13 protein-coding genes are annotated in these 14736 nt (G+C 75.2%); 7 read left to right on the forward strand and 6 right to left on the reverse strand.

What is annotated here, in order from left to right:
* Window positions 1-75: 75 nt before the first annotated feature.
* The 3 genes from ABD234_RS03810 to mtrA are packed head-to-tail and all read right to left on the reverse strand — an operon-like array spanning window position 76 to window position 4181.
* A complete protein-coding gene (locus tag ABD234_RS03810) occupies window positions 76-1809 on the reverse strand; it encodes an LpqB family beta-propeller domain-containing protein (protein WP_344354120.1) in 1734 nt (577 codons plus the stop codon).
* Window positions 1806-3488 (reverse strand): MtrAB system histidine kinase MtrB, encoded by a 1683-nt coding sequence (gene mtrB, locus ABD234_RS03815; protein ID WP_038372878.1) that lies wholly within the window; start codon window positions 3486-3488, stop codon window positions 1806-1808. Before mtrB ends, ABD234_RS03810 begins: the two co-directional genes overlap by 4 nt.
* Window positions 3489-3494: 6 nt before the next feature.
* The gene (gene mtrA / locus ABD234_RS03820) at window positions 3495-4181 is read right to left on the reverse strand and encodes an MtrAB system response regulator MtrA (protein WP_344354123.1); all 687 of its coding nucleotides are present in this window, start codon (window positions 4179-4181) and stop codon (window positions 3495-3497) included.
* A gap of 180 nt (window positions 4182-4361) precedes the next feature.
* On the opposite strand from mtrA, the gene ABD234_RS03825 reads away from it, so the two are divergent.
* The 5 genes from ABD234_RS03825 to ABD234_RS03845 are packed head-to-tail and all read left to right on the forward strand — an operon-like array spanning window position 4362 to window position 9651.
* Complete coding sequence (locus ABD234_RS03825; protein ID WP_344354125.1) at window positions 4362-5528, forward strand: glycerophosphodiester phosphodiesterase; 1167 nt, start codon at window positions 4362-4364, stop codon at window positions 5526-5528.
* Window positions 5525-6145 (forward strand): DUF4129 domain-containing protein, encoded by a 621-nt coding sequence (locus ABD234_RS03830; RefSeq protein ID WP_344354127.1) that lies wholly within the window; start codon window positions 5525-5527, stop codon window positions 6143-6145. The genes ABD234_RS03825 and ABD234_RS03830 overlap by 4 nt, the downstream gene beginning before the upstream one ends.
* Entirely contained in the window at window positions 6142-7356 is a 1215-nt protein-coding gene (locus tag ABD234_RS03835) for a DUF4350 domain-containing protein (RefSeq protein ID WP_344354129.1), read from the forward strand. The genes ABD234_RS03830 and ABD234_RS03835 overlap by 4 nt, the downstream gene beginning before the upstream one ends.
* Window positions 7356-8345 carry an AAA family ATPase gene (locus tag ABD234_RS03840; protein ID WP_038372873.1) on the forward strand — a complete coding sequence of 330 codons (990 nt, stop codon included), beginning with the start codon at window positions 7356-7358 and terminating at the stop codon, window positions 8343-8345. The genes ABD234_RS03835 and ABD234_RS03840 overlap by 1 nt, the downstream gene beginning before the upstream one ends.
* 7 nt (window positions 8346-8352) lie before the next feature.
* Window positions 8353-9651 (forward strand): DUF58 domain-containing protein, encoded by a 1299-nt coding sequence (locus tag ABD234_RS03845; protein WP_038372871.1) that lies wholly within the window; start codon window positions 8353-8355, stop codon window positions 9649-9651.
* 413 nt (window positions 9652-10064) lie between these two features.
* Here ABD234_RS03845 and ABD234_RS03850 read toward each other — a convergent pair whose 3' ends face one another.
* Window positions 10065-11060: a stage II sporulation protein M gene (locus tag ABD234_RS03850; RefSeq protein WP_344354131.1), complete on the reverse strand. Its 996-nt coding sequence runs from the start codon at window positions 11058-11060 to the stop codon at window positions 10065-10067.
* A gap of 118 nt (window positions 11061-11178) precedes the next feature.
* Here ABD234_RS03850 and ABD234_RS03855 point away from each other — a divergent pair, with 118 nt between their 5' ends.
* The gene (locus ABD234_RS03855; protein ID WP_038372869.1) at window positions 11179-12009 is read left to right on the forward strand and encodes an RDD family protein; all 831 of its coding nucleotides are present in this window, start codon (window positions 11179-11181) and stop codon (window positions 12007-12009) included.
* 30 nt (window positions 12010-12039) lie between these two features.
* Here the strand turns inward: ABD234_RS03855 and ABD234_RS03860 are convergent, their stop codons facing one another.
* Both ABD234_RS03860 and ABD234_RS03865 read right to left on the reverse strand, forming a co-directional pair.
* Window positions 12040-13839 carry a Trm112 family protein gene (locus ABD234_RS03860; RefSeq protein ID WP_038372868.1) on the reverse strand — a complete coding sequence of 600 codons (1800 nt, stop codon included), beginning with the start codon at window positions 13837-13839 and terminating at the stop codon, window positions 12040-12042.
* The gene (locus tag ABD234_RS03865; protein WP_425546773.1) at window positions 13832-14134 is read right to left on the reverse strand and encodes a DUF3499 family protein; all 303 of its coding nucleotides are present in this window, start codon (window positions 14132-14134) and stop codon (window positions 13832-13834) included. Before ABD234_RS03865 ends, ABD234_RS03860 begins: the two co-directional genes overlap by 8 nt.
* 250 nt (window positions 14135-14384) lie before the next feature.
* Between ABD234_RS03865 and ABD234_RS03870 the strand changes: the two genes are divergently transcribed.
* On the forward strand, window positions 14385-14723 hold the full coding sequence (locus tag ABD234_RS03870; RefSeq protein ID WP_232226354.1) for a metallopeptidase family protein: 339 nt from the start codon (window positions 14385-14387) through the stop codon (window positions 14721-14723).
* The last annotated feature ends 13 nt before the right edge of the window (window positions 14724-14736 follow it).

The raw sequence follows: 14736 nt of genomic DNA on the forward strand, positions 1-14736 counted from the left end.
GCGTCAAGGGCAGGTAAAGGAAGGGTCAACTCGAGGGTGCAGGTCGCAGCAGGTCGGGGCGGCCGCAGGGCGGGATCAGTAGTACGAGGGATCCCGTGCCGGGAGATCGACGCTCGTCCATCCGGTGCCGTTCGTGCGCAGCAGGGCGCCGCCCTCGGTGGTCGCCCAGATCACCTCGGACACGGCCGTGCCCGCCACGCGCAGGGTCCCCGGGCGCGGGGCCGGCATCATCTCCGAGCCCTCGAGGAGGTTCAGCACCAGGACCTGCTGCTCGCCGCTCTGCGCGGCGGTGCCCAGCACGAGCACCTCGATCTCGTCGTACCAGCTGACCTGGGTCACATCGCCCAGCTCCGTATGGAGGGTGATCGGGCTGGTCAGCTCGGTCGGCACCCCGGCGGCGTCCCGGATCACGGCGCACAGGTCGATCCGCGAGACGCTCTCGTCGGCCGAGAGCACGATCAGGCGCGTCGCATCCGCGGACAGGTCCACGGCCCGCAGCTCCCGCCCGGCGAGCCAGGGCGCGTCCACCCGGGCATCGGCGGCGGATCCGGATCCCGACAGCGCCAGCAGCGCTCCGGCGCTGGTGACGGGCGAGGTCCACACGTAGCCGGCGTCGTCCACCCGCGGCGCCACCAGCGCTCCGCCCAGCGCCGCGTCCCGGCGCGGGATGGAGCCGTTGGTCGAGGCGAGCACGAGGGTGCCGCCATCGGCCGCGAGGGCCGCCGCGAGCGGGCCCGACTGCGCGATCGCCGGGGAGGAGACGACGTCGTCGGCGAGGGCGGGCACCAGCTGCGCGGCGCCTGCGCCGGCGGTGATGTCGGCCAGGGAGATGATCCCGGTGGTCCCCGCGCCGATCGGCCGGTGCCCCGGCAGCGGCCGGCTGAGGTTCCCGGCGGAGAGGTCGACCACCACGCCGCCGATGCTCACGCGCACGCTGCTGAGCCCGCGCAGGGTGCGCAGCGAGGTCTGGATCTGGGCGAGGGCGCGATCCCGCTGCGACTGGGGCAGGTCGTCGATCGCGCGGGGCAGCTCGACCTGGGTGGTGTTGTCGTCCCCCGGGGCCAGGGTGACCTCGGCGAGCTCGGTCAGCTGGGGGACGGCGCTGCGCACCGCCGGGGCGAGCACCTCGGAGGGCCCGGCCCCCAGCTGCACCAGCAGCTTCTGGGCGCTCTGCTGCACGGGGAACCACCGGTGGTCGGGCACCAGGTGCGCCGCCCGGGGGTCCAGGAAGTAGAGCCGCGCGGTGGTGAAGAGGTTCTCGAAGGCGGCCTGGGACAGGAAGATCCCGTCCGGCGGCGAGGAGATGCGCCACTGCCCGTCGACCTTCTCCAGGCGCATGTCGATCTCGCGCGAGGACGGCGCGCCGAGCACCGTGCGGATGCCGCGGGCATCGACCTGGGCGAGGGCCTGCACCGTCAGCCGCGCGGACACGTCCGAGGTGCGCACGACCTCCAGCTCCATCCCGGCGGGATAGATGGTCACGCCCGCGGTGGGGTCCCAGCTGCTGCGGGCGGACGGGGCGAGGTACTGGCGGGCGACCCCGTAGTCGTCCTCGGGCCCCACCCCGGCCTGCACGAACCCGAGCACGATCTCCTCGGGGGCGGCGCCCTGCACCGGAAGGCGCGGCTGCACGTAGGGCGCGTCCTGGACCACCCCGGAGCCGACCTGCTGCTGCTGGACGGGGGAGCTGGTGGGGATGCGCGCGCAGGCCGCGGCGAGCAGGCCGAGCCCGGTCACGGCGCCCGCGCGCAGCACGGAGCGCCGCGGGTGGCCGGGGCGGTCGGGGCGGTCGGGGCGGCGGATCGTCATCGGTCCTCCTCGGGATCGATCACCGGGAGATCGTCGGGCCGCACCGGGACCGGCTCCGACAGCGGGCAGGGCGCCGCGGCGCCCTCCCCGGAGGACGGCTCGACCAGGGTGAAGGGGCGCTCCAGCGGCACCGGGGAGCGCCGCAGCGGCGCCCCGGGGCGGCGCGGCACGGTCAGGCGGAACACGGCGCCCTCCCCCGGGCTGCCCCACGCCTGCAGCCAGCCGCCGTGGAGATGGGCGTCCTCGGCGGAGATCGCCAGGCCCAGCCCGGTGCCGCCCAGGGTGCGGGCGCGCGAGGGATCCGCGCGCCAGAACCGCTCGAACACCCGGCTGGCGTCCTGCGGGGAGATGCCGTGGCCGAAGTCCTGCACGACCACGGCCACCGCGTCGTGGTCCGCCCCGGTCTGCACGTGCACCGGGTGCCCTGCGCCGTGCTCGATCGCATTGGTCAGCAGGTTGCGCAGGATCCGGTCGATGCGGCGGCGGTCGACGACGGCATCGGCGTCGCCGGACTGGTCCAGCCGGATCACCACGCCCTGGCTCCCGGCGAGCGGGCGGATGTCGTCGATCGCGGAGCGGACCAGGGCGTCCATGTCCTCGCGCCGCGCCTCCAGCATGGCGGCGCCGGAGTCGAAGCGCGAGATCTCCAGCAGGTCCGCCAGGAGCGTGTCGAAGCGACGCACCTGGGCCGAGAGCAGCTCGGTGGTCCGGGCGATCTCGGGGGCGAAGTCCTCGCGGCGCGCCTCGAGCACGGAGGTCGCCATCCGGATCGTGGTCAGCGGGGTGCGCAGCTCGTGGGAGACGTCCGAGACGAAGCGCTGCTGGACGTGCGACAGCTCGGTGAGGTCCTGCACCTTCTGCTCGAGGCTCTGCGCCATGTCGTTGAAGGACTCCCCCACCCGTGCCAGCTCGTCCCCGCCCTGCACCTCGACACGGCTGGTCAGGTCGCCCTCGGCGAGACGCTCGGCGGCCGAGGCGGCCCTCTGCAGGGGCACGGTCACGAGCTTGGAGACGACGAAGGCGACCCCGACCATCAGCGCCAGCAGGACCGCGAAGCCGCCGATCATGACCCGCTGGACGAAGGCGAGGGTGCGCTGCTCCTCGCCGAGGGAGTAGACGAGGTAGAAGTCGTAGCTGCCGCTGCCGGGGACGGTGACGCGCGTGCCCACCAGGATCCCCGGCTCCTGCCGGCCGTCCTCGCCGTCGAGGGCGACGCTGCGGTAGGTCAGCGCGTCGGGCTCCTCGGTGATCGCGGCGGCGAAGTCGTCGCCGGCCTGCTCCTGCACCAGCCCCAGTACGTCGCGGTCCGTGGAGATCGGCACGATGCCGCCGGTGGAGTCCACGGGCACCAGCGCCGCCTGCCGGCCCGAGCCGTCGCTGTCCTGCCGCACCGTGGTGATGAACTCCGTCGCGGAGTCGCGCTGCTGCGTCGAGGTGGTGCCCACGGACTGCTGCAGACGGCCGATGAGCCCGGAGCGCAGGGACGCGGACTCGTCCAGGACGCGCTCCTGGCGCTGCTCGAACAGTCCCTCGGCGATCACGGAGGAGAGATAGGCGCCCACCCCGAGGATGGAGACCATCGCCATCACGATGGTCACCGAGACCACCCGCGCGGCGAGCGACCAGCGCCGCGGGTCCAGCCTGCGATGCTCCGCATCGCCCTCGCCGGACGGGACCACCCTGGCTCAGCCCTCGGTGCCGGCGCGGTAGCCCACCCCGCGCACCGTCACCACGACGCGCGGGTTCTCGGGGTCGCGCTCGATCTTCGAGCGCAGCCGCTGGACGTGCACGTTGACCAGCCGGGTGTCCGCGGCGTGGCGATATCCCCACACGTCGCGCAGGAGCACCTCGCGGGTGAACACCTGCCAGGGCTTGCGGGCGAGCTGGGTGAGCAGGTCGAACTCCAGCGGGGTCAGGGGCACGACCTCCCCCGCCCGGCGCACCACATGGCCGTCGACGTCGATCACCACCTCGCCGATGGTGAGCGTCTCGGTGCTGGGGGCGTCCGAGCGGCGCACGCGCGCCTTGATCCGGGCGACCAGCTCGTCGGGCTCGAAGGGCTTGGTGAGGTAGTCGTCGGCCCCGGCCTCGAGACCCTCGACCACATCGGCGGTGTCCGACCGGGCCGTCAGCATGATCACGGGGACCCCGGAGTCGCGGCGCAGCCGCCGGCACACCTCGATCCCGTCCATGCCCGGGAGCATCAGGTCCAGCAGCACGAGGTCCGGCCTCACCTGCCCGAAGGCCTCGAGCGCGGAGGCCCCGTCGGGAGTGGTCACGACCTCGAAGCCCTTGCCGCGCAGGACGATCCCGACCATCTCGGCGATGGCCTGGTCGTCGTCCACCACGAGGATTCGAGAAGGCGTCGTCATGGCCTCATTGTGCCATCGGGCGAGGCCGAGCGGTCGCAGGCCCCCTCCCGGGCGCGGCAGGCGCCGACCGGCGGCGGGCGCGCTCTCGACCTTCGTCGGATCGAGGCACCGTCGGCGGCCTCGTACGGTGAACGGGTCAGGTTCGCCGACGCGCACCCGCGCACAGGAGGAGGAGCAGCGATGAGCACATCGTGGTCCGCCCCGGGTCAGCCCCCGCCCCCGGAGCCGGAGGCCCCGCCCTCGCCCTGGAGCGCCGGCGCCTCCGAGCAGGCATCGGGGGCCGCCGCATCGCCCCGCCGGCACGGCGGGGCCCCGCCCGGCGGCAGCCCCCTGCAGCGCGAGCTCGTGGCGCGCGTGCCGATGTTCCCGCTGCGGCCGATGGGCCTGGGCGAGGTGCTCGGCGCGGCGGTCCGGATCTACCGCGTGCGCCCCCGGCTGGTGCTGGGGCTGAGCGCCGTGGTCTTCGGGATCGCCTTCGTGCTGACCTCCCTGTTCCAGGGGGCGGGCATGATCCCGACCATGACGCAGCTGCAGGTCCTCTCCGATCCCGTCGCGGATCCGACCGCGTCCGGAGTCGAGTTCTCCCCCTCCGAGATGTACGCGATCATCCTCTCGAGCGTGGCCGCGGCGCTGGTGTCCCTGGTGGCCACGCAGCTCGTGACGCTGGTCCTGGCCCGCATCACGATCGACGAGGCCGTCGGCACCGCGGCGACCCAGGCCGGGATGCGGGCCCTCCTGCGCCGCCGCGGCGTGGCCGCCGTCCTCCTCGGGCTGCTCACCGCGATCGTCTCCGCGATCCCCATGGTCCTGCTGCCGATCCTGGCGGGCCTGCCGCTGCTGATCGTCCAGGAGGCGCACTGGTGGACCATCGCGCCGTTCGTGCTGGGCATCGTCCTGGGGCTGCTGGGCACGGTGTACGTCGCCTTCCGCCTGCTGCTGGCCGTCCCGGCGCTGGCCGTCGAGCCGGTGGGGCCGATCGGGGCGCTGCGCCGCTCCCTCGCCCTCACCCGCGGCCGGCGCTCCCTGCGCGTGCTGGGCATCGGGGCGCTCGTGTACATCCTCTACCTCGCGGCGCAGCAGGCGCTGTCCGGGGTGCTGGGCACCATCGCCGCGATCGTGTACATCGCGATCCTGCTGGCGACGAACTTCTCCGCAATGGTCCCCGCGATGATCCTCATGATGGTGATCTCGATGCTCGGCGCCTACCTCGCCATCATCCTCACCGCCCCGTTCCTCTCCGCGGGCATCACCACGCTGTACGCCGACACCCGGATGCGCCATGAGGCCTGGGACGTCGAGCTGAACGCCGTCGCGGCGGAGGCCTCGTGGGAGGGGTCCGCGGCGTGAGCCCCGTCGACCCGGACGAGGCCCGGCGGCGGATCCTCGAGGAGCTCTCCCGGGACGAGTACCGCACCGGCGACGGGTTCGTCGCCTGGCTGCTGCACCTGTTCGACAGTCTCGTCGCCCGCATCACCGCCGACCTGCCGGAGGCGACCCCCGTGCACTGGGCGCTGCTGGTCCTCGCCGCCGGGGTCCTCGCCCTGCTGGTCGCCCTGGTCGTGCGGCGCACCGGATGGCTGCGCCGGTCCGGGGCGCTGAGCGTCTCCGCCGCGCTGGACGCCGCGGAGACCGCCGATGCCGCCGAGCTGCGCGTGCGCGCCCGCACCGCGCTGGATGCCGGGCGCCATGACGACGCGGTGGTCCTCGCCCTGCGCTCCCTGGTGCGGGATCTCGACGAGCGCACCCTGATCGAGGTCAGCGTCGGCATGACCGCGCGGGAGGTCGCCGCCGGCGCCGCCCGCCCCTTCCCGGACCTGCACCGCCGCCTCGAGCACGCCGCGGCGGCCTTCGACACCGCCGCCTACTCGCGCCGGCCCGTCGGCGCGAAGCCGGCGCAGGACGCCGTCCGCCTGGTCGAGTACGTCGCCCAGACGCGGCCCGATCTCGCCGAGGTCGACGCGTGAGCGCCGGCGGCCTCCTCGCCCCGGCCCCGACGAGCGGGCCCGCCGCCGGCGCCGCCGGATCCCCGCAGGGCGGCGCGGAGCAGCCCCCGCCCCGCAACGGACTGCTCGTCGCCGTCCTGGTCCTCGCCCTGCTGGCGACCGTGATGGTCTCCGTGCTGCGGGGCTCGTACCGGGACGGGCCGCTCGAGCCGGACGCCCCCAGCCCGCAGGGATCCCTGGCCGCCGTCCGCGTCCTGGAGGACCTCGGCACCGAGGTCACGCCGCAGCGGCGCACGGCCGATGCCGCCGAGACCCTCCGCGCCGGTGGCACGGTGCTGGTCACCGCCCCGAACCTCCTCGGCGCCGCCCAGGTCGACCTGCTGCGCACCGCCCGCGAGGAGGGCGGGGGCCGCCTGGTGCTGCTCCAGCCCGACTTCGTGACCGCCACGGCCTTCGCCCCCGGGGTGCGTCCCGCCGGGACCACCGACGAGCCGACCCTCCTGCAGGCCGGGGCGGGCTGCGGCCCCGCCGCCTTCGGCGCCCGCAGCCTGCAGCTGAGGCCCGTGGCCGAGGTCTCCGGCCACGACACCTACTACACCGTCCCCGACGGGGCCGCGGGCTGCTTCGACCACGGCGACGGCAGCGCCGTCGTGGTCGCGGACGGCGTCGTCGTGCTGGGCTCGGCGAGCCTGCTCACCAACGACCGGATCGGCACCCTCGACGCCCCCGCCCTGGCGCTGAACTCCCTGGCCGATCCGCAGGGGCTGGGCTGGTACATCCCCTCCGCCGGGGATCCGATGTCCTCGCTGGGCCCGACGCTGCTGGACCGCATCCCCGGCTGGGCCGCGCCGCTGGCCCTGTGGCTGCTGGTCGTGACCGCCCTCGTGCTGCTAGCCGCCTCCCGGCGACACGGCCCCGTCGTGGTCGAGCCGCTGCCGGTGAGCGTGCGGGCCCACGAGCTGACCATCGGCCGCGGCCGGCTGATGCACCGTGCCCACGCCCGGGACAGCGCCGCCCGGGCGCTGCGCTCGGCCGCCTCGACCCGCCTCGCGCACCGGCTGGGGATCCGCCGCGAGACCCGCCGCGACGCCCTGGTCGACGCCCTCGCGCCCCACACCGAGCTCGATGCGGCCCAGCTGCACCGGCTGCTCGGGCCCACCCCCGTCGCCGACGACCGCGAGCTCGTCCGCCTGGCCCATGACCTGGACCGCCTCGAGAAGGAGATCTCCTGATGACCGACCAGCCCGCCCCCGGGACCGAGCAGCTCGCCGACCCCCGCCACCGCGAGCGCATGGCGGCGCTCAGCACCGAGATCCACAAGGCCGTCGTGGGCCAGGACGCCGCCGTGACCAGCCTCGTCGTCGCCCTGCTGTGCCGCGGCCACGTGCTGCTCGAAGGGGTTCCCGGCGTCGCCAAGACGCTGCTGGTCCGCTCCCTGGCGGCCTCGCTCGACGTCCAGATGCGCCGCGTCCAGTTCACCCCGGACATGATGCCGGGCGACGTCACCGGCTCCCTCATCTACGACAACGCCACCAGCGACCTCGTCTTCCGCGAGGGCCCCGTGTTCACCAACCTCCTGCTGGCGGACGAGATCAACCGCACCCCGCCGAAGACGCAGTCCGCGCTGCTGGAGGCGATGGAGGAGCGCCAGGTGACCGTCGACGGCGCCAGCCGGCCCCTGCCGGAGCCGTTCCTCGTGGTCGCCACCCAGAACCCGATCGAGTTCGACGGCACCTACGCGCTGCCCGAGGCCCAGCTGGACCGCTTCCTGCTCAAGGCCGTGCTGCCGCTGCCGGGCCGGGAGGACGAGCTGGACGTGCTGCGCCGCCACGCGGCGGGCTTCTCGACCTCGGACCTCGCCGGGGCGGGGCTGCGCGCGGTGGCCGATGCCGCCTCCCTGCACGCGGCCCAGGAGGACGTCGCCCGGGTCCGCGCCGAGGACGCCGTCCTGCAGTACATCGTCGAGGTGTGCCGGGCCACCCGCCGCTCCCCGAGCCTGCAGCTGGGCGTCTCGCCCCGCGGGGCCATCGCCCTGCTGCGCACCGCCCGGGCGTGGGCGTACCTGGGCGGCCGCGACTTCATCACCCCCGACGACGTGAAGACGATGGCCCCGGCCACCCTCTCCCACCGGGTGCGCCTGACCACCGAGGCCGAGCTCGAGGGCACGCAGGTCGCCGCGGTGCTCGCCGCCACCCTGGCCTCCGTGCCGGTCCCCCGCTGAGGCCGTCGTGCGCATCTCCCTAACGGTCCCCGGCGCGCTGACCGCCCTGGCGGCCGCGCCGTTCCTGCTGCTGTGGCCCAGCGCCTGGACGCTGCTGGCGTGCGCCCTGGCCTGGTGCGCGCTGATCGGCACGGACCTGCTGCGCACGGCCGATCCCCGCACCCTGCGGGTGCGGCGGGAGAACCCCGGCCAGGTGCGGCTGGGCAGCAGCGCCGACGGTCGCCTGCTGGTGACCAACCCCGGCACCCGCCGGGCGGTGCTCCACCTGCGCGACGCCTGGAACCCGACCGCGGGCCTGGCCGCGCAGCGCACCCGCCTCACCGTGCCCGGCGGCGAGCGCCGCGCCGTCGCCCAGACCTTCACGCCCACCCGCCGCGGCCCGCACTCCTCGCGCGCGGTCGTGGTGGACTCCCTGTCGCCCTGGGGGCTGGCCCGACGCTCCGCCCGGCCCGAGGTGCCCGGGACGCTGCTGGCCCTGCACGCCTTCGCCTCGCGCAAGCACCTGCCCTCCCGGGTGCGGCGCCTGCGCGAGCTGGAGGGCCTGGCTGCGGTGCATCAGCGCGGGCAGGGCACCGAGTTCGACTCCCTGCGCGACTTCGTCGACGGCGACGACGTCCGTTCCATCGACTGGCGGGCCACCGCCCGGCGGCGCAGCGTCGTCGTGCGCACCTGGCGTCCCGAGCGGGATCGGCACGTGCTGGTGGTGGTGGACACCTCCCGCACCTCCGCCGCCCGCATCGGCGAGGAGCCGCGGCTGGACGCCGCCCTGGACGCCGCGCTCCTGCTGACGGCGCTCGCGACCGAGGCCGGGGACCGCGTGGACGTGCTGTGCATCGACCGGATCCCCCATGTCTCGGTGGCGGGCTCCAGCCCCCGCACCGTGCTGCACGACGTGGTCGCCGCGACCTCGCCCGTGCAGCCCGCCCTCGTGGAGACCGACTGGGAGCGGGTCGCCGCCGAGGTCGCCGCCCGCACCCGCCGCCATGCCCTGGTGGTGCTGCTGACTCCGGTGGAGCCCTCCCTCGTCGAGCAGGGGCTGCTGCCGGTGGCCTCCCGGCTGGCGGCCTCGCACCCGCTGGTGGTCGCCTCCGTCGCCGACCCCTCGCTGGAGGCGCTCGCCGCCGGTCGCGACGACGCCGAGGCCGTCTACCGGGCGGCGGCCGCCGCCCGAACCGGCCTGGAGCGGGACGGGGCGGCGCAGGCGCTCAGCCGATGCGGAGCCCATGTCGTCGACGCCGGCCCGGAGGCGCTGCCGCAGGCGCTGGCCGACGAGTACCTCCGGCTCAAGGCCGCGGGACGGCTCTGAGGCGACCACGGCTCCTCCCGGATCCACCGCGGGGTCGAGGGGGCCGCGGCGATGTCGCGGCCCGGGCGGCGACGAGCGGATCCCGGGAGTCCGACCGGCCCGCGTCGATGCCGGGCCCGCTCGCCGCGGAGCCGAGAAGGACGGGACCGATCAGCCCGTCGCGTTCCTGCACGCCGCGCACGAGCGCGGCGGAGAGGGCGTCGGATCTCTCGGGATGTGCCGTGGGAGGGTCCTCTCGTGCTGCGGCGACCACGCGCCGCGGGGGCGGCGCGGATGCGCGGCAGGTGCCGAGACAGAGCCCGTGAGGTGCAGGTGCGAGGTCACCGGGCGACGGCGAGCATCGCCCGGTCCGTGCCGAGGCCATCGACCAGCGGCAGCGGCAGGCGCACGGCCTCGGGGCGGGGGAAGGCGGCTCAGGCCGCGACCGCCACCCGGTCGCCGACGATGTCCTCGGACAGGTCCCCGCTCACCCCGGCACGGTGGACCTGCCGTCCCCGCACCAGCGCCACCGCGAGGAACCCGGCCCACAGCACGATGCCGATGCCCAGGCGCACCGGCGCCGGCAGGCTCGAGGGGGTCACGAAGGCCTCCACCAGCCCGGCGACCAGCAGCACCGGCACCAGGCCGATGGCCACCGTGACCAGGGCGCGCGCGGACCGCGCCAGGGCCCAGGCGCGCGGAAGGTCCCCGGGGCGCACCCAGGACCAGAACATCCGCAGCCCCGCTCCGGCGCCCACGCACACGCAGGTCATCTCGAGCAGGCCGTGCGGGAGGATGAACACGAAGAACGTGCCCAGGCCCCCGTGGGCGGCCATCACGCCGGCGGACAGGCCGATGTTCAGCCCGTTCTGCAGGAGCATGAGCACCGGCCAGAATCCCGTGACGCCGAAGACCACGGCCTGCACGGTGATCCACGCGTTGTTGGTCCACACCTGGGCGGCGAAGCCGCTCGCATCGCCCTGGAAGTAGTAGGCCACGAAGTCGCGCTGGGCCAGCAGCCGCTGCTGGGAGGCCGGGACGACGGCCTCGCGGGCGTCCGCGTCCAGACCGAACCAGAGCCCGGACACCAGCGTCGACAGCAGCAGGAGGCCTGCGCACAGGGCCACGGCCCAGCGCGCGTCGTAGAGCGCGGCGGGCACGTCGTCCCAGAGGGTGCGTCGCAGGTGCGCCCACATCGGCACCCGGGCCCCGGTGATGCGCAGCCGGGCCCGGTTCAGGATCATCGACAGGCGCGCCGTGAGGGTCGGGTCCGGGTTGGTCGAGCGGACGGTCGACAGCTGGGTCGCCACCCGCTGGTACAGGGCGATCAGCTCGTCGATGCCGTCGGCGTCCAGATCCCGCCGGCGCGTCAGCGCATCCAGGCGGTCCCAGTCCTCGCGGTGCACGGCGATGAAGGCGTCGGTATCCACGCGCCCCAGCGTAGGCGGGTGCCGCGGCGGGCACCTGCGACGAAAGTCGGCCGCCTCCCGCGCGAGAGGAGACGGTCGTCGATGGAGGGCATCGGCAGCGGCTGGGACACTGGAGGGCATGGATGCTGCCCCCTCCCGGCGCCGGGACGCCCTCGTCACCGGCGAGGCCGTGCTGCTGGACCTGCTGCCGGCGTCCTTCGCGACGCGCATCGTCTCCGCCGCGATCGACGGCGCGATCCAGCTGCTCGTGTTCCTGGGGCTGACCGCCGCCACGGCGTTCCTCGGCTCGGCCACGGGGCTGGACGACGGGATCCTCACCGCCCTGGTGGTGCTGGTCGCCGTGAGCACCTGGATCGGGTACCCGGTGCTGTGCGAGCTGCTGCTGGACGGGCGCTCGATCGGCCGCCTCGTGATGGGCACCCGGGTGGTCCGCGAGGACGGCGGCCCGGTGCATGTGCGCCAGAGCCTGCTGCGGGCCGTGATGGCGATGCTCGAGATCTGGTCCACGTCCGGGGCGCTGGCGCTGACCGCTTCGGTGATCGATCGCCGCTCGCGGCGTCTGGGCGACATGATGGCCGGCACCCTGGTGATGCAGGAGCGGCTGCGCGCCCCGATCCCTCGCCGCGCGGAGGTCCCCGCCGAGCTCGCCGACTGGGTCCGGACGGCCGATGTCGGCCGCCTCCCCCTCGCCCTGGCGCAGGAGCTGCGCGGATACCTGCCCCGGGCGCATCTGCTCGCGACGGAATCGCGCCGGGCCCGCTCCCGGGACCTGCTGCGCCGCGTGCTGCCCTCGGTCTCGCCCCCGCCGCCGCCGGGCACGGACCCGGAGGACTTCCTGCAGGCGGTGGTCGCGGAGCGCTCCCGCCGGGACGAGGCGCTGCTGCGGCGCGCCCGCGAGCGCCGCAGCGAGGACGCCGAGCAGGTGATGACGCTGCCGTTCAGCGCCTGAGCCGCCGGCATCGCCGGCGGACGCGCCGGGTCAATCGCCGGGGATCAGGACGGGGATCCCGCCCTCGACCGTGAACACCCGGCCGCAGGAGGCGCACACCAGCGTGCCGGGGCGATCCTCCAGCGCGCCATGGCAGTGCGGGCAGACGATCCGTGCGCGCACCCAGTCGGGGATGTCGGCGCCGCTGGCACCGGCCGTCGCACCGCTGCGGGCATCGTTCCCGGTCATGGCATCGGCCCCTTCCGGAGCGTCGGGGGTCGGCCGGTCGCCGGGACCCGCCGATGCGGCCGCGGCCTCGGGGGCCGCGCCGGCATCGTCCTGGTGCGCAGTCGCGGACCAGGCGTCGGTCTCGTCCGCCGCGGGGAAGGCGGGGTCGGGGGATCCGGCCGGGCCGGGCTCGCCGCGCACGACGGCCAGCACCTCGTCGCGGATGCGTTCCATGGTCTCGGGGACGGCGGCCTCCACGTTCAGCCGCAGCAGCGGCTCCGTGTTCGAGGAGCGCAGGCTCAGCCACCAGCGCCCGGCGGCCGGGCCCTCGTCGTCCCAGCAGGTGACGGTCATGCCGTCGACGTCGTCGATCTCGAGGTCGGCGCCCTCCGCGGCGGCGCGGGCGAGCAGATGGGCGCGCACGGCCTCGCGGGACGCCGCCGGGTCCGGTGCCCGCGTGTTGATCTCCCCGCTCGCGGCGTAGGGGTCGTGCCGGGCCACGAGGGCCGAGGCCGGCCCGTCGGACTCGCGCAGCGCGGCCAGGACGTGCAGGGCCGCGAGCATCCCGGAGTCGGCGAAGAAGAAGTCGCGGAAGTAGTAGTGCGCCGAGTGCTCTCCGCCGAAGACGGCGTTCTCCTGCGCCATCAGCGCCTTGATCAGAGAGTGGCCGACCTGGGAGCGGATGCGCCGCCCGCCGGCGGCGGCGATCGTCTCCTGCACATGGCGGGAGGAGACGAGGTTCGCGACGACGGCGGGGCTCTCCTCCCCCGCCGCGCGGGCCCGGGCGATCTCCCGCTCCGCGATGAGCGCGGTGATGGTGGAGGCCGGGACGGCGCGCCCCGTCTCGTCGACCACGAAGCACCGGTCGGCGTCGCCGTCGAAGGCGAGGCCCAGGTCCGCGCCCTCGGCGAGCACGGCCGCCTGCAGATCCCGCAGGTTCTCCGGGTCCAGCGGGTTGGCCTCGTGGTTCGGGAAGGTGCCGTCGAGGTCGAAGTACAGGCCGATCACCTCGACGCCCTCGAGGCGCTGCGCGAGCGGGGGCACGGTGAGGCCGGCCATCGCGTTGGCGGCGTCGACGACCACGCGCAGCGGGCGGCCCGGCGGGACCGGGGCCAGGCGCAGCACGGTGTCGATGTAGTCGCCGAGCGTGTCGATGTCCTCGCGGCGCCCCGCGCCCTGCTCGGGGATCTCCCCGCGGTCGAGGTACTCCTCGGCGCGGCGGCGGATGTCGGCGAGGCCGGTGTCGCGGCTGATGGGCCGGGCACCGGCGCGGCACAGCTTGATCCCGTTGTCCGGGGCCGGGTTGTGGGAGGCGGTGAACATCGCGCCGGCGGCCCGATGCAGGCCGCTCGCGCAGTACAGCTGGTCGGTCGAGCTGAGCCCCGTGAACGCGACGGTGGCGCCGCGGCGCACCGCGCCCTCGCTGAAGGCCTCGGCCAGCTCCGGGGAGGAGATGCGCATGTCGTGCCCGATCACCAGGGCGTCCTCGCCGAGGTGGTCGACGAAGGCGGCGCCGAGCGCCCGGGCCACCTCCGCGGTGAGGTCCTCCCCCGCCGTGCCGCGCACGTCGTAGGCCTTGACGATGCCGCTCAGGTCCGCGCGGCGGGCGGCGCCCTCACTCATGGCCGCTGCTCCGCACGACCTGGAGGTGGCGCTCGCCGGGCCGCGGGGCGGCGCCCGCCGGGGCGGGGGCCGGCTCCGGATCGGGCTGCTCGCCGCCGCGGACGGCATCGGCCAGGGCGACCAGGTCGTCGGAGGCGCCGGCGCCGCCGGGGACGTGGATCAGCCGCCAGCCGCGGGGCGCCGTGAGCCGCTGGCCGTGGTCGGCGCAGAGGTCGTAGGCGTGGGGCTCGCTGCTGCGGGACAGCGGTCCCAGCACGGCGGTCGAGTCTTCGTACACGTAGGTCAGCGTGCTCACCGCAGGTCGGGAGCACGCCGTCCGGGAGCATTCACGAGCGGGCACGCCCAGCAGTCTACGCAGGCCCGACCGGCCCTGCGGGACGGCGCGCCCAGGGCCGGGCGGGCGAGGGCGCTAGAGTGCGGCCATGGACTCTCCCGCCGCCTCGAACAACCGGTCGGGCGCCCTCGGTCCGGCCCGCCGGTCCCGCCGTGACCGGCACGGACGGGGGTTCCGGCATGATCTGATCCCCTCGCATCTTCCGGGATACATGTCACGCCGGCAGCAGTTCGACGAGACGGTGCTCGATGCGGTGCGCCCGCACCTGGACCGCTTCGGACGCAGGCTCGAGCACGTCCGCGTCACGGTCGAGGAGGTCCCCGCGAGCGACCCCGCCCCCTGGGAGGGCGAGCAGGTGCCGCTGGGGCGCTTCGTGCCCGCGGACCGCTTCCAGCCGCCGGCCATCGTCCTGTACCGCCGCCCGATCGAGACCCGCGCCTCGACGCCCGCGGAGGTCGAGCTCATGATCCGGCAGGTGCTCGCCGAGCAGATCGGCGCGATGCTCGCCATCGCGCCCGAGGACGTGGACCCCGACGCCTGGAGCGGCTGACCCGGGCTGCGGC

The organism is Brachybacterium phenoliresistens (genome assembly GCF_039530785.1).
Lineage (GTDB): Bacteria > Actinomycetota > Actinomycetes > Actinomycetales > Dermabacteraceae > Brachybacterium > Brachybacterium phenoliresistens.